The sequence below is a fragment of the Zunongwangia sp. HGR-M22 genome, from assembly GCF_027594425.1.
Classification (GTDB): Bacteria; Bacteroidota; Bacteroidia; order Flavobacteriales; family Flavobacteriaceae; genus Zunongwangia.
Genome location: NZ_CP115159.1, coordinates 2,215,160 through 2,235,256, shown reverse-complemented (window position 1 = coordinate 2,235,256; position 20,097 = coordinate 2,215,160). Strand labels below are relative to the sequence as shown.

Annotated in this window: 20 protein-coding genes; 8 read left to right on the top strand and 12 right to left on the bottom strand. The window is 34.5% G+C overall.

The features are described from left to right. Positions 1-88: 88 nt before the first annotated feature. Positions 89-478: an START-like domain-containing protein gene (locus tag PBT91_RS09705; RefSeq protein ID WP_270058283.1), complete on the top strand. Its 390-nt coding sequence runs from the start codon at positions 89-91 to the stop codon at positions 476-478. A gap of 52 nt (positions 479-530) precedes the next feature. Further along, positions 531-1,376, top strand: a complete 846-nt coding sequence (locus PBT91_RS09700) for an aminotransferase class IV (RefSeq protein ID WP_270058282.1) — start codon at positions 531-533, stop codon at positions 1,374-1,376. Between the two features lie 26 nt (positions 1,377-1,402). On the opposite strand, the gene PBT91_RS09695 is transcribed toward PBT91_RS09700, so the two are convergent. From PBT91_RS09695 to PBT91_RS09675, 5 genes are all read right to left on the bottom strand, one after another. Continuing rightward, the gene (locus tag PBT91_RS09695; protein ID WP_270058281.1) at positions 1,403-1,963 is read right to left on the bottom strand and encodes a YqgE/AlgH family protein; all 561 of its coding nucleotides are present in this window, start codon (positions 1,961-1,963) and stop codon (positions 1,403-1,405) included. A 125-nt stretch (positions 1,964-2,088) separates the two neighbouring features. Next, on the bottom strand, positions 2,089-2,361 hold the full coding sequence (locus tag PBT91_RS09690; protein ID WP_270058280.1) for an HU family DNA-binding protein: 273 nt from the start codon (positions 2,359-2,361) through the stop codon (positions 2,089-2,091). 184 nt (positions 2,362-2,545) lie between these two features. Next, positions 2,546-3,490, bottom strand: coding sequence for a methionyl-tRNA formyltransferase (gene fmt, locus PBT91_RS09685; RefSeq protein ID WP_270058279.1), 945 nt, complete (start codon positions 3,488-3,490; stop codon positions 2,546-2,548). A gap of 1 nt (position 3,491) precedes the next feature. Further along, positions 3,492-5,393: a RecQ family ATP-dependent DNA helicase gene (locus tag PBT91_RS09680; protein ID WP_270058278.1), complete on the bottom strand. Its 1,902-nt coding sequence runs from the start codon at positions 5,391-5,393 to the stop codon at positions 3,492-3,494. Between the two features lie 2 nt (positions 5,394-5,395). Beyond that, positions 5,396-5,935, bottom strand: a complete 540-nt coding sequence (locus PBT91_RS09675) for an ATP-binding protein (protein WP_270058277.1) — start codon at positions 5,933-5,935, stop codon at positions 5,396-5,398. Between the two features lie 85 nt (positions 5,936-6,020). On the opposite strand from PBT91_RS09675, the gene PBT91_RS09670 reads away from it, so the two are divergent. The 3 genes from PBT91_RS09670 to murA all read left to right on the top strand — a co-directional run bounded on the left by PBT91_RS09670 (position 6,021) and on the right by murA (position 8,391). Continuing rightward, positions 6,021-6,314 carry a DUF493 family protein gene (locus tag PBT91_RS09670; RefSeq protein WP_270058276.1) on the top strand — a complete coding sequence of 98 codons (294 nt, stop codon included), beginning with the start codon at positions 6,021-6,023 and terminating at the stop codon, positions 6,312-6,314. A gap of 111 nt (positions 6,315-6,425) precedes the next feature. Next, complete coding sequence (locus PBT91_RS09665) at positions 6,426-7,061, top strand: DUF4290 domain-containing protein (RefSeq protein ID WP_270058275.1); 636 nt, start codon at positions 6,426-6,428, stop codon at positions 7,059-7,061. Between the two features lie 16 nt (positions 7,062-7,077). After that, positions 7,078-8,391, top strand: coding sequence for a UDP-N-acetylglucosamine 1-carboxyvinyltransferase (gene murA / locus PBT91_RS09660; protein WP_270058274.1), 1,314 nt, complete (start codon positions 7,078-7,080; stop codon positions 8,389-8,391). Positions 8,392-8,521: 130 nt separating this feature from the next. Here murA and PBT91_RS09655 read toward each other — a convergent pair whose 3' ends face one another. The 3 genes from PBT91_RS09655 to PBT91_RS09645 all read right to left on the bottom strand — a co-directional run bounded on the left by PBT91_RS09655 (position 8,522) and on the right by PBT91_RS09645 (position 13,451). Next, complete coding sequence (locus PBT91_RS09655; RefSeq protein ID WP_270058273.1) at positions 8,522-9,238, bottom strand: DUF4198 domain-containing protein; 717 nt, start codon at positions 9,236-9,238, stop codon at positions 8,522-8,524. A 152-nt stretch (positions 9,239-9,390) separates the two neighbouring features. Beyond that, the gene (locus PBT91_RS09650; protein ID WP_270058272.1) at positions 9,391-11,712 is read right to left on the bottom strand and encodes a TonB-dependent receptor; all 2,322 of its coding nucleotides are present in this window, start codon (positions 11,710-11,712) and stop codon (positions 9,391-9,393) included. 281 nt (positions 11,713-11,993) lie between these two features. Next, positions 11,994-13,451 carry a TonB-dependent receptor gene (locus PBT91_RS09645; protein WP_270058271.1) on the bottom strand — a complete coding sequence of 486 codons (1,458 nt, stop codon included), beginning with the start codon at positions 13,449-13,451 and terminating at the stop codon, positions 11,994-11,996. A gap of 102 nt (positions 13,452-13,553) precedes the next feature. Here PBT91_RS09645 and PBT91_RS09640 point away from each other — a divergent pair, with 102 nt between their 5' ends. From PBT91_RS09640 to PBT91_RS09630, 3 genes are all read left to right on the top strand, one after another. Then, positions 13,554-14,324, top strand: a complete 771-nt coding sequence (locus PBT91_RS09640) for an MBL fold metallo-hydrolase (protein WP_270058270.1) — start codon at positions 13,554-13,556, stop codon at positions 14,322-14,324. After that, positions 14,314-14,814 (top strand): hypothetical protein, encoded by a 501-nt coding sequence (locus tag PBT91_RS09635; RefSeq protein ID WP_270058269.1) that lies wholly within the window; start codon positions 14,314-14,316, stop codon positions 14,812-14,814. The genes PBT91_RS09640 and PBT91_RS09635 overlap by 11 nt, the downstream gene beginning before the upstream one ends. A 64-nt stretch (positions 14,815-14,878) precedes the next feature. Continuing rightward, positions 14,879-15,520 carry a DUF6624 domain-containing protein gene (locus PBT91_RS09630; protein WP_270058268.1) on the top strand — a complete coding sequence of 214 codons (642 nt, stop codon included), beginning with the start codon at positions 14,879-14,881 and terminating at the stop codon, positions 15,518-15,520. A gap of 78 nt (positions 15,521-15,598) precedes the next feature. Here PBT91_RS09630 and PBT91_RS09625 read toward each other — a convergent pair whose 3' ends face one another. From PBT91_RS09625 to PBT91_RS09610, 4 genes are all read right to left on the bottom strand, one after another. Beyond that, positions 15,599-16,792 (bottom strand): acetate/propionate family kinase, encoded by a 1,194-nt coding sequence (locus PBT91_RS09625; protein ID WP_270058267.1) that lies wholly within the window; start codon positions 16,790-16,792, stop codon positions 15,599-15,601. 1 nt (position 16,793) lies between these two features. Next, the gene (gene pta / locus PBT91_RS09620; RefSeq protein WP_270058266.1) at positions 16,794-18,887 is read right to left on the bottom strand and encodes a phosphate acetyltransferase; all 2,094 of its coding nucleotides are present in this window, start codon (positions 18,885-18,887) and stop codon (positions 16,794-16,796) included. Positions 18,888-19,099: 212 nt separating this feature from the next. Beyond that, complete coding sequence (locus PBT91_RS09615; RefSeq protein WP_270058265.1) at positions 19,100-19,759, bottom strand: alpha/beta hydrolase; 660 nt, start codon at positions 19,757-19,759, stop codon at positions 19,100-19,102. After that, complete coding sequence (locus tag PBT91_RS09610) at positions 19,759-20,097, bottom strand: hypothetical protein (protein WP_270058264.1); 339 nt, start codon at positions 20,095-20,097, stop codon at positions 19,759-19,761. Before PBT91_RS09610 ends, PBT91_RS09615 begins: the two co-directional genes overlap by 1 nt.

Sequence of the window (20,097 nt, the reverse complement as noted above, 5' to 3'; positions counted from 1 at the left end):
GCAAACATTATTTTCAAAAATATTTAAATTGTTTTCTTTTAATGTTACTAATTAATATATATATTGCTCGAAACTAATAAATCGAAAAATGGAAGATAAGATAAAGTACGAAATGGAATTTCCAATACATGCTTCTCCTTCATTGCTATATCAATATATTTCAACTCCTTCAGGATTAAGTGAATGGTATGCCGACAATGTAAATTCGCGAGGCGAATTATTTACCTTTATATGGGAAGGTAGTGAAGAGCAAGCTAAGCTTGTTAGTAAAAAAAGTGATGAGCGTGTGAAATTTAGATGGATGGAAGAAGAAGACACCCCATTTTACTTTGAAATTCGTATACAAGTAGATGATATCACCAAAGATGTATCTATAATGATTACTGACTTTGCTGAAGATGAAGACGAAGTGGAAGAAGGAAAAATGCTTTGGGAAAATATGATTTCAGATCTTAAACAGGTTTTGGGATCGGTTTAATATTCAATATTTAAAACTTACCTTTGCCCCGCTATAAAACGGGGCTTTTTTTATGATCAATTTCAACGGAACTCTAATAGAAGAAGATAAAGCTAAATTATCAATTACCAATCGTGGTTACGCCTACGGTGATTCGGTTTTCGAAACAATACGAGTTATTAACGGAAAAGTAATGTTTTGGGAAGATCATTACTTTAGATTGATGGCATCTATGCGTATAATGCGTATGGAAATTCCAAACCAATTTTCACCTGAGTTCCTAGAAGAAGAAATTCTGAGTTTAATAAAAGAGAATAACCTTGAGACGAAATCTGTTCGCGTTAAATTTTCAGTTTTCAGAAAAGAAGGAGGCTTATATACTCCAGAAGTTCGAGATATTGAATATTTTATTCTTACTTCAGAAATTAAAAATTCCTTTTATGTGCTGAATGATGATTTTTATGAAGTGGAACTTTTTAAAGATCATTATGTGACTAAAGGATTGTTGTCGACCATCAAATCAAATAACAAAGCAGTTAACGTTTTGGGTGGTATATTCGCTAATGAAAATGATTACGACAATTGTTTATTGATAAACGAGAATAAATCTATAGTAGAGGCTTTAAATGGAAATCTTTTTCTTGTAAAGGGAAATACAATTAAAACGCCACCATTAACAGATGGAGCTCTAAACGGTATTACAAGAAAACAATTAATAAGTATTATAAAGAAGTTGCAGGAATATAAATTTGAAGAGAAATCTATTTCTCCATTCGAATTGCAAAAAGCAGATGAGCTTTTTATAAGCAATGTAATTGTAGGTATTCAGCCCATTTCAAAATACCGTAAAAAAGAATACAAAAATTCAATAGCCAGAGATCTGCTTGCCAAGTTAAATGCAAAAGCAAGATTAGGCTAGGGAAAAATCGTCAATTGCGGAAATTCCTAATTGTAACTAGGATTTTCTGGTGCGTTAGACCATAAAACATATTCACCACCCAATTGCATCATTTGGTCTTTCCAGAAAGAATCGTATGGTCTTTCGATAACATTTTTCTGATCTTCGTTGGTTACCACGATCCACGAATTTGCATCTAGCTCAACATTTAATTGCTCTGCATCCCAACCTGAATACCCAAGAAAAAATCGAATTTGCTTCTCATCAATCAAATTTTGAGAGATCAAAGTGGTTACGGCATCAAAATTTCCACCCCAATAAATGCCATCTGCAATTTCTACACTATCGGGAATCAAATCTGGTATGCGATGTATAAAATAAAGGTTGTCCTGCTCTACGGGACCTCCATTATAAATTTGAAAGTCTACATTCAAATCGGGCAGAAGATCTTTAAGTGTGAAATCCAGTACCTTATTTAAGATAAATCCAACAGAGCCATTATTAGAATGTTCAGCTAATAAAACGACCGATCTGTTAAAAGAGACATCTCCTATTATGGAAGGCTCTGCTATTAAAAGGTGGCCTTTAGAGGGTTTTAGTGCAATCATAGGCATACTTTTTAACTAATCTAACTAATAATTATTAGCCTTACAAAAAAAATATTGAAAAAAATAATAAAAAAAAGCTTTCCAATAGGAAAGCCTTAATACTTTAACTTAAAAGCTGAAAATTATTAGTTTACTGCTTTTTGTAAATCTGCACCCGCTTTAAATTTTACTACATTTTTAGCAGCAATCTTAATTGTTTTTCCAGTTTGTGGATTTCTACCTTCACGTGCTGCTCTTTTAGATACAGACCATGATCCGAAACCTACTAATGAAACTCTATCTCCTTTTTTAAGAGAATTTTCAATTCCTCCTAAAAATGATTCTAATGCTTTTTTAGCTGCCGCTTTAGAAATCCCTGCGTCCTCAGCCATTGCGTCGATTAAATCTGTTTTGTTCATAATTTAAATTTAAATAATTGTTGGTTAAACACTTTGTTCAATTGCTCTTACAAATTTATATGGATTTCTCAGCCGTGCAAGTAATAGCAAGGGAAAACGGATGCTTTGTTGATAACTTTGGCAAAATGTTAATAATTGATTAAGAAAAATATTGATTTTTTATGATTTCAGTATTCATCAGGGTTCAGAGCATATAGGCATCCTTCTCTAAGGTTAAACCGTTTAGCAAATCTTTTATTCTCATTTTGCGTTTCCCAGGTAACTGAATTTCGTTCACCAAAATAAATCCGTCTGATGTTGCTATTTTAATTTGATTATCTTCAACACTTACTTTTCCTAAAGACTCTTGATGTTCTTTTAAAAGCATTTCACAATCAAAAATCTTTACATTCATCTTTTTTCCATTCATAAAATAACACCAAGCTGCAGGGTAGGGGTTGAGGCCGCGAATAAGATTGTAAATAGCAGTAGTATTTTGTGTCCAATCGATTTTGGTATTTTCCCGGGTCAATTTTGGAGCGGGTTTTAACTCCACTTCTTTGTTTTGTGAAATTGTTTCTACTTCACCATTTTCGATTAGCGCTAAGGTGTCTACAATAAGGTCTGCTCCCAAATGCATTAATCGATCATGTACCGCACCAACGTTTTCTGTTACTTTTATATCTACTTCTTTAGATTTAATAATGGCGCCAGTGTCTATCTTTTCGTCAATAAAGAATGTAGTTACACCAGTAGTCTTTTCGCCATTAATTACAGCCCAGTTGATGGGTGCAGCGCCACGATATTCGGGTAGGAGAGAAGCATGTAAATTAAAAGTGCCATATTCTGGGAACTTCCATACTTTTTCTGGTAACATTCTAAATGCTACTACAACCTGTAGATTGGGTTTTAATTCTTTAAGCTGATTTTCAAATTCTTCAGATTTTAAATTAGTGGGTTGTAAAACAGGTAAACCTTTAACGAGTGCAAATTTTTTAACGGCGCTCTGGTTTAGTTTTCTGCCACGTCCTGCTGGTCGATCGGGTGCAGTTACCACACCAACGACGTTGTAGCCAGCTTCGAGAATTTTTGCAAGACCTTCTACTGCAAAATCTGGTGTTCCCATAAATAATATTCGTAAATCTTTCATTTTAATTGGCTTTGTAGGTATTTGTCGGTGTTCTTATAATTCTATTTTTTTCAACTAAAAGGCGTAAAACTTGTAAAATATGAGATTCAGAAAAAGCTAATTCAGCTACCAATTCGCGCGATGATTTTTCAGAATGTCTCAATTTTTTAATGATTTCCAAATAAATCATATTCATTAAATCCCGAGTTAATTTTCCGGTTTGTTGTTGTGTACAAACCGAGCAAATACCGCAGTCATCTATTTCTTTCTCTCCAAAATAACCTAAAAGTTGTTTACTTCTACAGTTTTTGTTATTATCGATGTAGTTTAAAACCTGCTCTATTTTTTCTTTTTTATTCTGAAGATATTGCTGAATGAATTTAGTATGCGGTATCAAGGTTCGCTCGTCTTCCCTTGGTACTAAAAACGTAACAGAAGCATCATGCTGAGCATAATCAAACTCAATAATTTCATCTTTCTCTAGTTTCTGAAGTAAGTGCAGGGCTTTATCTTCAGTTAGATTTGTCTTTTGCGATAAGGAAGAAATATTGATAGCAGTGAGATTTTCAAAAACACCACCATAGGTGCGTAAAATAGCTCTGGCAAATTCAGAAATTTCAGGGCGTGATTGCAAATAATGGTTTAAACTTCCTGGCGATACTTCAAATTTTACAAGTGTCTTTTTGTGAAATTCTTCACTTAGTTTCAGTATAGAGCAGCGTTCTAATATTTGCAAAGCTGAATAGGCTTTATGAATATTGAACGAGTATTGCTTGCAAAAAGAGTTGAAGTTGAAGTTAAATATCTCTTGTTCACCTTCGCCGTAGGCTATTCTAAAATAGCTAAATAACTTCTTATAGATTTCTTTAATTTCGGAAACTGAAGGTAATTTTGCCAAAAATTGATTCTCTAAAACAGGAATATCGCTTTTATTGGTAATGACTGTGGCCGTTGCGAACTTTCCATCTCTACCGGCACGCCCGGCTTCCTGAAAATAACTTTCTAGATTTTCTGGTAAATTTAAATGAATCACTTGGCGCACATCGGGTTTATCGATTCCCATACCAAAGGCGGTTGTTGCGACCATTATCCTGAATTTATTGTTTAACCAATCTTCCAGTTTTCGCTTTTTTTCTTGCTGTTTCATTCCGCCATGAAAGGCTTCAGCCTGATATCCCTGGGTTTTTAGATAGTTTGCAATGTCTGTAGTTGCATTTCTACTTCTTACGTAAATGATAGCGGTTTCTTCAGCAGATGTTAAGAGCTTAGAAATTTCATAGAATTTATCTTCAGCAACCTTAACATTATAGGCAATATTAGGCCGATAAAAGGACTTTTTGTGCAGCTTTAAGTCAGGTAACTCTAATTGATCCTTTATGTCCTCGATAACATCCAAAGTCGCGGTTGCTGTTAACGCAATTAATGGAATTTCAGGCTTTAACTCCTTAAAAATTGAAATATTTCTATATGCTGGTCTAAAATCATGTCCCCATTGCGAGATGCAATGTGCTTCGTCTATTGCGACTAGGTTTACATTCATTAATCGGATGCGCTCCTGTACAAGCTCCATTTGTAATCTTTCTGGTGAGAGATATAGAAATTTATAATTTCCATAAATACAATTATCCAGTTTTTTATCTAAATCGTTAAAGGAAATTCCTCCGGTAATCGCCATAGCCTTTATCCCTTTGGATTGTAGACTGCTTACCTGATCTTCCATTAAAGCAATTAGTGGAGAAACTACAATACAAATTCCATCTTGTAAAAGAGCAGGTACTTGAAAACATATAGATTTTCCACCCCCCGTAGGCATTAGAGCAAGTACATTTTCCCCTTCAAGAACTGAAGAGATAATAGGCCATTGCAGCGATCTAAACGCTTTATGCCCCCAATATTTATTTAATATATTTAAAGCTTCCTGCACTATTAGGGCTCGATGTTCTTTAAAATAAAATCAGCTCGTTCTTTTACTGTCCCAATAGGGACAATTAAGGGTTTATATCCGTAGTTAATATAAGTATTCGATAAAAACTGAGATATTTTTTCAGCTTCAGCGAATGTTTCATATCGTTCATTATCGCTCTTATAAATTTCTTCCCAAGGTGGTAACATAAAAACCTGTTCGTATTTCCTTTTCTTGCAGATAGAAATAAAAGGCTCGTCGTATTTTGTATTAAAATAATCCATATATGCCACTACGTCATGTACGCCACGATCTATAAATATAAGATCCTCTTCAAAAGCTTCTGCTTCTTGATATTGCGCATCTCTTCCTTCCAAAAGTTTCTCACTAAATAAGAGAGGTTGCTCTAAAAATAATTGATCTATCCCTTCTTTTTGAGCTTCTAAAGTAACCTGTCTAGAAATCTCATGCAGGCAGGTGTAGCCTCTTTTTTCCAATTCGAAAATTATCGAAGATTTTCCCGTTCCCGGTCCCCCGGTTATTACAATTTTTTTTGCTTTCACTCTGCAAATTTCGACATTTGATTTTGATTATAAAAATGGTATAAAGCTTGTATCTTTGTTACCTTAAATTTTTGAACAAAGAATTATGAGTGAATCTAAAAATCCTGATGAATTTTACGCAAAACTAAAAGCTCAACTTCAGGATACAGCCATTTGGCCTTCAGAATATTTATATAAATTTATTGTTCCTTCAAGCGAAGAGAAAATAAAAGGAGTAGAGGATGTTTTTGACAATATGGGGGCGGTTATTACTACTAAAAAATCTAAAAAAGGTACATACACCAGCGTTTCTGTAAATGTTACGATGAAAAATCCTGATGAAGTAATTGCCAAGTATAAAGAAGTAGGGCAAAAAGTAGAAGGCGTAATTTCGCTATAACACTTTTATTGCTAAAAAGCCGTTATTATTATTCAACTTAGTTAATATTTCTTATTTTGCAGGCAGAATAAACTTCTGCAATTAAATATTACCTAATTTAAATCTATTTTTTTGACAAACGCATTAGAATATAACTCTGAAAGGAGTACGTTGATAATTCCTGAATACGGAAGACATCTACAGAAAATGGTAGAGCATGCTGTAAGTATTGAGGATGATGAAGAGAGAAACCGTGTTGCTAATTCTATTATCTCGGTAATGGGAAATATGAATCCGCATCTTCGTGATGTTGCAGATTTTCAACATAAATTATGGGATCAACTTTTTATAATTAGTGATTTTAAATTAGATGTAGAATCTCCGTTTCCTAAACCTAGTCGTGAAAAGCTAGAGGAACGCCCTGATACTCTTGATTACCCACAAAATTTCCCGAAATATCGTTTCTACGGGAACAATATTAAAAGGATGATTGATGAGGCTAAAAAATATGAGGATGGTGAATTTAAGGATGCATTAGTATTAGCGATTGCTAACCATATGAAGAAATCTTTTCTTAATTGGAATCGTGATACTGTAGATGATAATGTGATTTTTGAGCATTTAAAAGAGTTGAGCGGTGGCGAATTAAATCTGAAAAATTCCGACGAAGATTTAAGCGATTCTTCTAATCTTATGCGCGGTAAAAAGAAATTTACCAAAAATAATAATTCTAAAAGATCGGGTCGCAAACCCCGTAAACGTTACTAAAATTTAACCAATTTTAATGGGAACTTTTCAAATAGAAGGAGGGCATCAGCTTCAGGGGAAAATTCAGCCTCAGGGAGCGAAAAATGAAGCCTTACAGATTCTTTGTGCTGTCTTATTAACTTCAGAAGAAATAATTATTAATAATATACCCGATATTATTGATGTTAATAAGCTAATTAGCTTACTGAAGAATCTAGGTGTTAAAATTCAAAAATTAGGAAAAGGGCGTTATTCTTTTAAAAGTGATCAATTAGATCTTGATTATTTACAAAGCGAACAATTTAAAAAAGACGGTAGTGGTTTACGTGGTTCTATTATGATTGTAGGGCCTCTTTTAGCACGATTTGGTAAGGGGTATATTCCAAAACCGGGTGGTGATAAAATAGGTCGCCGTCGTTTAGATACGCATTTTGAAGGTTTTATAAATCTTGGAGCTACTTTTCGATACAATAAAGAAGATCGTTTTTATGGAGTGGAAGCTCCAAACGGACTTAAAGGTAAGTACATGCTTTTGGAAGAAGCATCGGTAACGGGTACTGCTAATATCGTGATGGCTGCGGTAATGGCACAAGGAACTACAACAATTTATAATGCTGCCTGTGAACCTTATTTACAACAGCTTTGTAAAATGTTGAATTCTATGGGAGCTAATATTAGTGGCGTAGGATCCAACTTATTAATTATTGAAGGAGTAACAGAATTAGGAGGTTGCGAGCATACTATTTTACCAGATATGGTAGAAATAGGATCTTGGATTGGTCTTGCGGCAATGACAAAAAGTGAAATTACTATTACCAATGTAAACTGGGAGATGCTAGGTTTGATTCCTACTACCTTCAAAAAACTTGGAATTAGAATTGAGCGGCGAGGTGACGATATTTTTATTCCTTCACATGCTGAAGGTTACGAGGTACAAAGCTTTATAGATGGCTCTATAATGAATATTAGCGATGCGCCATGGCCTGGTTTTACACCCGATTTGCTGAGTATTATTTTGGTAGTGGCAACTCAGGCTAAAGGTAGTGTGCTTATCCATCAGAAAATGTTTGAAAGTCGACTTTTCTTTGTAGATAAGCTTATTGACATGGGGGCGAAAATTATCCTTTGCGATCCCCATCGAGCTACCGTAATAGGTCATGATTTTCAATCGACCTTGAAGGCTACGACGATGACATCGCCAGATATTAGAGCGGGAATTTCCCTACTAATTGCGGCGCTTTCTGCAAAAGGAACATCTACAATCCATAATATCGAGCAAATTGATAGAGGTTACGAAGATATTGAAGCCCGACTAAAAAGTATAGGAGCTAAAATTGAACGTGTTGAATAGAATAAAAGATTTTCATTTATAAAACAAAAGCCTCGAGATTTTTTTCGAGGCTTTTTTATTGCTGCTGATTGATGTTTATCATCAAAAATATGGATGGTCAGCGAATAGATTGTTTTCGATAAATGGTTATTTATTTTTGCGGAAAGCAATATGTAGCACAATGCCAGATAAATTCGTAGTCTTCGCCATTATAAGTGCCGGGCACATTTTCATTTTTAGTGGTCTCTACGGTATATTTTGTATTCCACGGAAGTTTAAATGAGATTTTTCCCTCAGCATCGGTAGTTAATGTTTTAGACCAAAGATCTGAAACATAGATTTTTACTTCCTGTTTGCTAATCGGTTGTCCTTTATAAAACACCTGCAGGTTTTTTTCTTCATTCTCAGACGGTAATTCTCTGATGCTTAATCCTTTTTCGGTTATTTCTGAAGCTTTTTCTCCTTTTCCCACTTTTACTTTTGCGAAAGACTGATAATAGGTTTTAAAAATTCCGAAGTCATATTCAGTATAATCAACAACGTCGATATTATCATTTTTAAGCTGAATGGTAAATATTCCTTCATTTTTAGGAGTAAAATGACCTAAATAATGATCTTCTTTTTTGTCTAAATTTAGTTTGGTCGAAGTTCCATCTGGATTAATTACCCAAACCTCAAACTGCGAAACGCTTTTAAAAGCCTCACCATCGGTTTTTTCAAGAACTCCGTAGGTGTATTCGCCATAATGAATTTTTATTTCCTGCTCTTTATTCAGTTTACCTGTTGGATTGGTCTCGATCCATAAATAATGGGCAAAAGAGGATGTGTAACATAATAAGAATAGTAAAATAAGACTTAGTTTTTTCATATTTAAAATATTTAGTTTAAAGTGTTTATTTTCATTTTTTAAAATCTCTGAAAAGATCATTTGGGTTTAGCGTTTTCTGATTACTTCCACTATAGTTTTGCTATCTAGGAGGTGGAGGTTATTTGGTGTGCCGTTTTGAATCCTCACGAGGGTTAAAATTTATAGTTAAGGCTTAATCTAAAGTTTCTACCCGGTTCACTTTGCCAATATACATAACTTCCGTAATCGGCACCAGAGTATAGATATTCGTTAAGAAGGTTATTAAGGTTAAGTGATACACGGAATTTTCCATTCTCCCAGCTTAATGCACCATCCATCCTGAAGTAATCAGGTAAATCGGTTTGTCCTTCTGAAGCCCAAACCCATGACGACCGGTCAATCAGATATTGATAACCAAGGGAAACTCCAAATCCTTTTAATTTTGCATCCTGGAATTTATAATTTAGCCAACCATTGGTAACATGTTTAGAAAAACCGGCAATAGGATTACCATCTTCGTCTTCTAAATTGGTGTAAGCATAGTTAAGGATTAAGCTCAGACCTCTTGTAATTTCTCCACGAGTATCAAATTCAAATCCCTTAGAAGTGATATCGGTATCTTGTTGAATGGAATAATTTGCATCTTCAGGATCGATAACTAAAAATTTATCTTTATGAATATTGAAGTAAGTAGCGGTAGCATTCCATCTTCCATCCATAAATTGGAATTTTAGGCCACCTTCAATATCCTCAGCAGTAACAGGATCAAAAGGATCTCCTAATCTGTTTGTTCCCTGTTCTGGTAAAAATGATTGATCGTACATTCCATAAATGGTAAGATTATCCAAAATCGAATATGCTAATGCCACGCGTGGAGTAAAAACATTATCATCTGATGTCGCATTGTAACTACTTTCAAATTCAGTATATCGTCCTGCTAATGTTAAGCGAAGTGCATCTTCAAAAAATCCTAATTCATCTTGAAGATAATAAGACAAATATTGTGAGGTAATTATTCCATCAGCTCTTTGCTCTAAGCTTGTTTCTCTATCAAAATCAGGTAGGATGGCAGCCGGTTGAGGGTTATAAATATTAAAAGGGTTTCCTATGGTATCTATAGTAACCGACTGCGACCAATCGGCAATATATTTTTTGTTTCCATAATCTAAACCAGCCAGAATATTGTGAGAAATACTACCGGTTTGTTCTTTACCGCTTATAAATACCTGTCCCAGCTTTTGCTCTTCATGGGCATCCCAAATACTAATATCCCTTAATAGATCACCATTTTCTTTAACCCCAAAATTGCCGTCTATCCATAAACTTTGTCCCTCATGTTGATAATTAATATAACTTAATTGTGCAGTTAAATTCCAGTTATCAGCCAACTGGTGCTCAAAATTAATGAAACCGTAGTGCTCTTTCATTACCGATGGGCCTAGACGTGGATCTGAAAGTGTAAAATCCCTATCTAAATCGGCATATTTGTTTGGGGCAAAAACATAAGCCGAACCTATAAGTTTGGTTTTGTAATACTGATAAGTATATTGTGCTGTTACCGAAGTTTTTTCGTCAATCTGATATTTTAGGGAAGGGGCAAAGGTATAACGGTTTTCAGGCTCGTAATCCCTGTGTGATTCTTTTGTAGATGCAGCGCCAACAAATCGATATTGCAATTTATTATCATTAGATAATTTACCTTCTAAATCTAAAGTTGCTCTAAGCGTACTGTAACTTCCGGTAAGTAAACTTATTTCACCACGCTCTCTTCCGGTTGGCTTTTTTGTGACCACATTATATAATCCACCTGGTTCGCCACTGGAGAGCATAAAAGCCGAGGGGCCTTTTACTACTTCGATTCTTTCAACTAGTGCAAGATCTTCTGCCATTGGTCCCCATGTAGATAACACATTCATTCCATTTCTAAAAGGCGGAATCCTGAAACCACGCATATTAATCCTGGCAAAATTGCCCCAATGTTCGATCATTTGAGCGCCACTAACATTTCGGGTAATATTTTCCATCATTGATATGGTTGCCTGGTCTTGTAAAACATCGTTGGTAATAATCTGGATATTTTGTGGGATATTGATTAATTCCTGATCCAATTTTAATGAAGAAGAAACATTCCTACTAGTATAGCCTTTGTCTTTTTCTCCGGAAAGCCAAACATCTGAAAGAGTATTAACTTCTGTCCGCAGTTCAATATTTATATTTTGACTCGATTGCAGGTTAATTTTCAGTTCTTTTTTTATAAACCCTATTTCAGAAATAACGATGATATATTCCCCTTTTTCAATTCCATTAATACTAAAAGAACCATTTTGATCGGTATAAGTTCCGTAGGTAGAATTTTTTAAATATACATTGGCGTTATTAACTGGATTTTGTTGTTCATCCAAAACAAATCCTTTAAGTTCTATGTCTTGATTTTGTGAAAATCCGACATAAAATCTACTGAGAACAAGAATAAGAATGAGTAATGATTTTTTCATTTAATTTTTATTTAGATTGGTTATAAATAATGTAGCAAATGTATTAAACCGAAACGGATATTCACAAGAAATTATAACGTAATTTTTAATCAATCTAGATAATATCTTCTGAATGAAATATACGATAAGACGCTTTAAGCATCTGAATTAGGTAATTTTAATTTTGGTAAGAAAATTTAATTATTCAAAATTAAATAAAGAAGTGTAAATGTATATTCCAAAACATAAAAAAAAGCGATCAATAATTTGATCGCTTTTTTATTAAATTATAATTTCAAATTTTAGACTTTCTGAGCCTTTTCTTTATTTTCTTTATAATGAAATAAATTTTGTTCTTTAATCATGCCAGTCGTCTTTTCAGGTAGCATATCTTCCCAGCCTTCTTTACCGTCGGTTATCATTTGTAAGACTTCTCTAGAGTAAATGTCCAGAATTTCTGGGTTATAATTTTCAATATCTTCTACACGACCATTGTATTTAAAGAATTTATATAATTCTTTCATTCTTGGATGTACCATTAAGTTTTCACTGGTAGTAATTTCTCCGGTTTCAGAATCTTTAAGTGGGTACAGATAAACTTTTAAATCTTTAAAAAATAATTTACCGAAAGCTTCTAATATTCCACCGCTTAAATGACGGTAGTATTTCTCATCAAATACATCTACTAGGTTGTTTACACCCATCGCAAGACCCATTCTCATCTTAGAATATTTACTAAAGTATTCTACTACTTTATAATATTCCTGGAAATTAGAAATCATTACCGTTTGTCCCAAAGAGCAAAGAAGCTCGGCGCGATCCATAAAATCTCTTTCATCGATCTCACCTTCTGCTCTTAGGTTGGATAGCGTAATTTCAAAAATAACCTCAGTATCTTCTTCAGAAACTCTATTTTCACTAAAGAATAATTCTCTAGATTTTTCAAACATATCCATGTTCACCTTAGTTACTGGTCTAAAGCTACCACGAAGGGCAAGGATATTTTTCTTGTAAAGAATTTTTGCTGGTAAAACATTATTTCCGTTCGGGCTAAACATTACCGCATCGGTCATTCCGTTTTTTACCAACTGTAAGCTCATCAATCTATTATCAACTTTATCGAATCTTGGTCCCGAAAAGTTGATGGTATCAATCTCTAATTGATCTTTATCGATGTGATCGTATAAATATCGAAGTAATTTTTTAGGATTATCATACTTATAATAAGCACCATAAATTAAGTTAACTCCTAAAATTCCCAACGTATTTTGTTGGTGACGTGCATCATTTTCTTTAAATCGAATATGAAGACTAATTTCGTTATAATCTTCTTCTGGACTTACCTGATAACGAATTCCAACCCAACCATGACCTTTATATTTTTTTGCAAAATCGATTGTAGCTACAGTATTTGCATAGCTAAAAAAGAGTTTGTTGGGGTGTTTTTCTCTGGAAATTCTTTCTTCTATTAATTTAATCTCATGAGAAAGCATTTTTTTTAGTCGGGCTTCAGTAACGTACCTTCTGTCATCTTCAACACCGTAGATGGCATCACTAAAATCTTTATCGTAAGCACTCATTGCTTTTGCGATCGTACCCGATGCACCCCCTGCTCTAAAAAAATTTCTTACGGTTTCCTGTCCTGCGCCAATTTCAGAAAAAGTACCATAAATATTTTCGTTTAGATTTATACGTAGCGCTTTACTTTTTATTGAAGGAACATTCTCAAATTCCTTGTCGCCCATTATGGTGATTGGCATATTTTTCCTTTTAGATGAATTCCTTTTTTTACGCTGTCAAAGGTACTAAAACACCAAAGTAAACAAAAAATATTAATTAACTTTGTCACAAATATAACATTCTTGAAAGTTACATTTTTAGGTACAGGCACATCACAAGGAATCCCAATAATTGGTAGTAATCACCCCGTTTGTTTAAGCGAAAATCCTAAGGATAAACGCTTAAGGGTTTCGGTAATGGTAGAGTGGAACGATTTAAACATACTTATAGATTGTGGTCCAGATTTTAGAATGCAGATGCTGGCAAATAATTTTTCAAAGCTGGATGCCATTCTTTTTACCCATGAACATAATGATCATGTTGCTGGTTTAGACGATATACGTCCTTTTTTCTTTAGACAGGGTGATATCCCAATTTATGCTCACAATCGCGTGTTGGATTCATTAAAAAAGCGTTTTAATTATATTTTTGTTACTGAAAATAAATATCCGGGAGCACCTGGCGTTAAGCAGCATGTAGTTACTAATGATATTTTTGAGATAGGTGGAAAAGAAATTATTCCGGTAAGCTATTTACATAATCGATTGCAGGTTTACGGTTATCGAATGGATAAATTTGCGTATTTAACCGATATTAAGTCTATTTCTGACAAAGAAGCAGAAAAACTGCACAACCTTGATGTAGTCGTTGTTAGTGCGCTGCGAATGGAGCCACATCATTCGCATTTTAATCTTGCTGAAGCTTTAGAATTTATTGAAAAAATCCAGCCTAAAAAGTCTTATTTAACGCATATAAGTCATTTGCTTGGTTTTCACGAAGAGGTAGAACAAAATTTACCCGAAAATGTACATTTAGCTTATGATAATTTGAAAATCACGATTGATGAAAAATAAGATCCTACTATATTTATTCATATTCGCTGCGTTGTTTGCGATATTTATTTATGTGAACGACAAGAAAATTCTTGACGATCAAACAAGCAGAATCGTAAGCCTCCAAAAGAAATTAGATAAGTTAGAAGCTGAAGAAGAAAATACAGATATTACTGAATCTGAAAATTTCTATGATTTTAGTCTGAAAAGAAACGAGCCTGCAATCACTTATTTTGAAAATAATGGTTTTAAAGCGGCTGAAGTAGAGCAGAAAGTTCAGGATGCTTTAATTGATATGAATAAAGCGGAAGAGGATAACGAAATGGTTCCTTTTGAAGGCATGAAAGATCCTATGCGTATCAATAAAATCAAATTGCTTAATCACAAATGGGTAATCGCTGAATTCACTGATGGAGAACATTGGGGCGAAGTTTTATTAAAGTATTTTATTAGCGAAAATGGAAGTGTAGAGTTTGAGCCACTAAACTCCTTTTTATATCCTACTGAATAATTTTTATACCTAATTACGAGTAACAAATCTTTACGTGATTCGTCTTTAAAGAAAGACATCAATCATGAAAAGATTATCATCAGTTATTTTAGTTTCTTTATTATGTATTTTTCAATCTGTTTTTGCCCAAAATCAGCAAATTTCAGCACAATTAGATTCTATTTGGAAAACCGATCAGGGAATTAGAATGGAACTCATCCAACTTCAGCAACAGGGAAAAACGAATACTTCAGAATTCAAGAAGCTTATCAGCGGAATGAAAACTCAGGATTCGATCAATCAAAAAAAAGTGATTGAAATTTTACGAAATGGATGGCCAGAAAATCTGAATTTACAGCAAAATCAAACCCTGTTTTTAGTTATTCAGCATGCCGATTTAGGTAAGCAGAAAAAATATCTGCCTCTTATCGAATCTGCCGTTAAAGAACGTAAAACTTTAGCATCGAATCTTGCATTGCTTCAAGATCGAATAGCACTAAGGGAAGGAGGGAAGCAAATTTATGGTAGCCAGGTTTGGATCGATAATGCTACTGGCGAAAAATATGTACGACCAATACAAAATCCTGAAAAAGTTGATAGCTTAAGAGCAGAAGTAGGTCTGCCTGATATGCAAACTTACCTTCAGCAAGGATTTCAGATCAAATGGAGTCTTGAAAAATATTATGAACAACTACCTAAAGTGAGAGCGCTAACTGGCAATAAATAATTCTTTTAAATTTCAAATTAGATAAAAAAGCTCAGATTCTTTAGAATCTGAGCTTTATCAACTTTACAGAAAACTAATTTAGTTTACCAAAGCATAAGACTGCTTGGCAATCTCTAATTCTTCATTCGTAGGAACAACCAAAATCTTTGTTTTTGCTTCTGGCGGATTTATAGGACGAATTGTTTTTCCGCGAACATCATTTTTTCGATGATCCAAATGAAGTCCTAAATATTCCATATCTTCTAAAGCAATTTTACGAATCACACTGCTATTTTCACCAATTCCGGCTGTAAATACAATGGCATCAACACCATTTAAAGCAGCGATGTAAGAACCAATATATTTTTTTATACGATACCCGTTCATGTAAAGCGCTAATCGACAGGTTTCATCACCTTCAGCCGATTTTTCTTCAATATCGCGCATATCGCTATAACCGGTAAGTCCTAACATTCCGCTTTCTTTCAGCAAAATATCATTTACTTGTTGCGGTGTGTAACCAAGCTTATCGATTAAATAAAAAATTACAGATTGATCGATATCACCAGCACGAGTACCCATAATAAGTCCGTTTGCCGGTCCCATTCCCAAAGAATGATCGATAGCAATTCCATCTTTAATTGCAGTTATGCTGCATCCGTTACCAAGATGTACGGTGATTATTTTTTCTGAAGGAAGCCCTTTTTCATTTAAATATTCAATTGCTTTTTCAGAAACATATTTATGACTGGTTCCATGAAATCCATACGATCTTACCGCATTTTCTTCCATAAACTTTTTAGGAATTGCATATTGATACGCTTTTTGCGGCATAGTATGGAAAAAAGCAGTATCAAAAACGACCACTTGTTTCGCATTTGCAAAAACTTTTTCAGCCACTTCAATTCCTCTTAAATTATGAGGATTGTGTAGAGGAGCCAACGGAAATACATTTCTAATCTCTTCTTTAACTTCCGCAGTAACTTCAACTGTTTTTGTTAAACTTTTTCCGCCGTGAACCACGCGATGTCCAACAATCTGAATATGATTTTCATCCTCTATTACACCAACTTCGCTATCCATCAAAAAAGTAGTAATTCTTTTTAATCCGGTTTCGTGATCCGGGATTTCTACTTCTTTACTAAGTTTAGTTTCACCTGCATTATAATGAATTAAAGCCTTATCTAAACCTATTCGCTCTACAAGACCGCTTGCGGCAACGGTTTCTTCGGGCATTTTTATAAGTTGGTATTTTATAGAAGAACTACCTGAGTTTATAACTAAAATATTCATATTAAAATCCTTGTGCTTGTATTGCGGTTATAATTACTGTATTAAAAACGTCGTCCACGGTACATCCTCTACTTAAATCGTTAACCGGTTTATTAAGTCCCTGTAGCATTGGTCCTATAGCCAATGCGCCGGTTTCTCTTTGTACGGCTTTGTAGGTATTGTTCCCGGTATTAAGGTCTGGGAAAATAAGTACGCTCGCCTGTCCTGCAACTTCAGAACCTGGTAATTTACTTTTTCCTACAGTAGCATCTACCGCAGCATCATATTGTATAGGTCCTTCAATTTTAAGGTCTGGGCGCTTGTTTCTAACGATCTCGGTCGCTTCACGAACACGATCTACATCTTCGCCTTTACCCGAAGTTCCTGAAGAGTAAGAAAGCATGGCAATTTTTGGTTCGATACCGAATGCAAGGCTACTCTCTGCGGAAGAAATTGCAATTTCAGCAAGTTCTGCAGCATTAGGATTAGGATTAATCGCACAGTCACCAAATACTGAAACACGATCTTCTAAACACATAAAAAATACTGACGAAACTACAGATACGCCTGGTTTTGTTTTGATGAACTGAAGCGCGGGTCTAATGGTATGCTGGGTGGTATGTGCAGCACCAGAGACCATGCCGTCTGCATCACCTTTATGGATCATCATGGTCCCAAAGTAAGAAACATCGGCCATCATATCACGAGCCATATCCATATTTACATTTTTATGTTTTCTTAGTTCATAAAAAGTTTCTGAATACTCGTCGTATTTATCGGAATGTACGGGATCGATAACATTAATTTTGCTCAAATCGATATTTAACCCAAGATCTGCGATCTTATTTTTGATTTTATCGATGCTTCCTAATAGCGTAATGTCTACAATATTAAGTGCGATAAGACGCATTGTAGCAATTAATATACGCTCGTCGGTTCCTTCTGGAAGCACGATACGTTTTCTAGACTGCTGCGCACGTTTGTAAAGGCTATACTGAAACATCTTTGGCGTAAGCGCTTTTGGCTGAAAATTGAAGAGTTTTTCAGTAAGACTATCAAGATTTAAATATTTATCTGAAACAGCCAGAGACGTCATGATTTTCTGTTTGCTGTCTTTATATATTTTTGATTTAATATTACCAATACGATTAGTAACACTAAAAGTTCCGCCCTGTACTGAAACTATTGGAACTATTTGTGAAAGCCCTTCGATCAGTTTTAAGATACTATCTTCAGGGATTAGTCCGCCGGTTAGGATAATTCCAGATATTGGAGGGTAGTTGGCAGAAATATGCGCTTGTAACGCACCAAGAATAATATCTGCACGATCTCCCGGTGTGATTACCAAGCTATTCTCTTTAAGTTTGGTAAGATAATTACGCAGTTGCATCGCGCCAACACCAAAATTCCCGGTTTGATTGTTTAAATGTGTTTCTCCAAATATTACTTTACCCTCAAGTTCTTCTACAATCTCTTTGATGGTGGGATGGAGCAAAGTTTTTATCATCGGAACGATAGAAACTTCTACCTCTTTCGGGAAGAAATTATTGAGATCGGTTCTAACATTTTCAACGTTTTCTTCCTGAATTTTATTGGCAACTACTCCAATAACTTTTACATCACGATTACTAAAAGAACTGTAAACAAAATTTAGCGCGTCAACGAGTTCCTTCTTACTTTTATCCTTACCGCTTGAGATAATTATGGTAGGCAGACCAAGATTTTTTGCGATGGTTACATTGGTGTCGAATTCAAAAACATTTCCCTTTACAGAAAAATCGGTTCCTTCCACTAAAACAAAATTAAACTCTTCTTCTAGCTTTTTGTATTTCTGAATGATGACGTCTATAATTTCGCCTGCTTTACCGTCATTTCTTTTATCAACCAATTCTTTTCTGGTTACTCCATAGGCTTCTTCGTATGGAATTTCAATATCAAATTGAGATAGAACAGTTTCGATATGATTATCTTTCTGACTTTCAGGAAAATCATCGATTATTGGTCTAAAATATCCTACTTTATCTGTTTTTCCTAAAAGAGTTTGCATCAGCCCCAGGGATATTAATGACTTTCCACTGTCTTCTTCCATGGTAGCAATGTAGATACCTTTATTCATAATACTTATTTTTTGCTCACCTAAAAGTGAGTTCTTGATGTTAATTCTCGTTTTTTGCGAGGTTATTAACAATTAAATTAGTTTCAAAAAAATGCTTCTTTATTTGCAAGAAGTGGTACAAATTTACCAGTATTTTTGAGCATGAAACCTAACAAATGTCATATTATAAAGTTAAAAGAACTTTAATAGGTTGGAAGAGCTTTGAGAATTAATCACCCATTTTTCTCCAGCCATTCCTTAAGTTCAAAGAAATTTTGTGGTGCTACTCCGTGACCAACGGGAAATTCAGAATAGGTATTTTTGATATTTAATTGATCAAGGAAAGGTTTGGTTTTTCTAGCCCAATCGATTGGGATAACCTGGTCTACAGTTCCGTGGGAACAATAGAAATTTAAATGGTCAAAATCATTATTTTCGAAACCAGATTTAATGATGTCTTTATTTACGTATCCACTTAGTGCAACAATATTTTTAACTTTTTCTGGATAAGAGAGTGCAACGGCATAACTTAAAATACTGCCCTGGCTAAAACCTAGTAGCGTAACTTTATTCTTGTTTATTGGGTAAGTTTCAATGGCTTCATCGATAAATTGAGCGATTAAATCCCGTGATTTAATGGCTTGCTCGTCGTCGCTAAATTTTCCGCTAGCGTCGTCAAAATATATTGCATACCATGCGTTACCACTTGGTTGCATGGGGTATGGCGCTCTCACCGAGATTACAAAAAACTCTTCGGGTAACTCGCTTGCAAAACTAAAAAGATCTTGTTCATTACTACCATAGCCATGAAACATAAAAACTACGGGAGCTTTTTCAGTTTGACCTTTTGGTTGTTTTATAACGTGTTCTAAAGAAAGATTCGCTGTTTGCATTAGGTAATTGATTTAAACCATTTTTGAAAATATTCACCAATATAAGGAATCAACCTAAACTCCCCCTGTATTGCAGCTACGAGACCATAAATAGCTAAAACAACATAAACTAAATAAAAAGCAGTTGGTATAAAAAAATTAGTAAATATTGATGCTATAGCTCCTAGCACGTAAAATAGTATATGTGTCCCAAAAGCTTGTCGAATATGAAAACTAGCTAATTTATGTTTATTTTCCATATTAAAAAAAATGGCAAGTATAAAGCCAAATATCGTTATATAGGCTGTAATTGCTGCAGTTTTACCATCTTTAGTTTTAGTTGGGGTATTTTGAGTCAT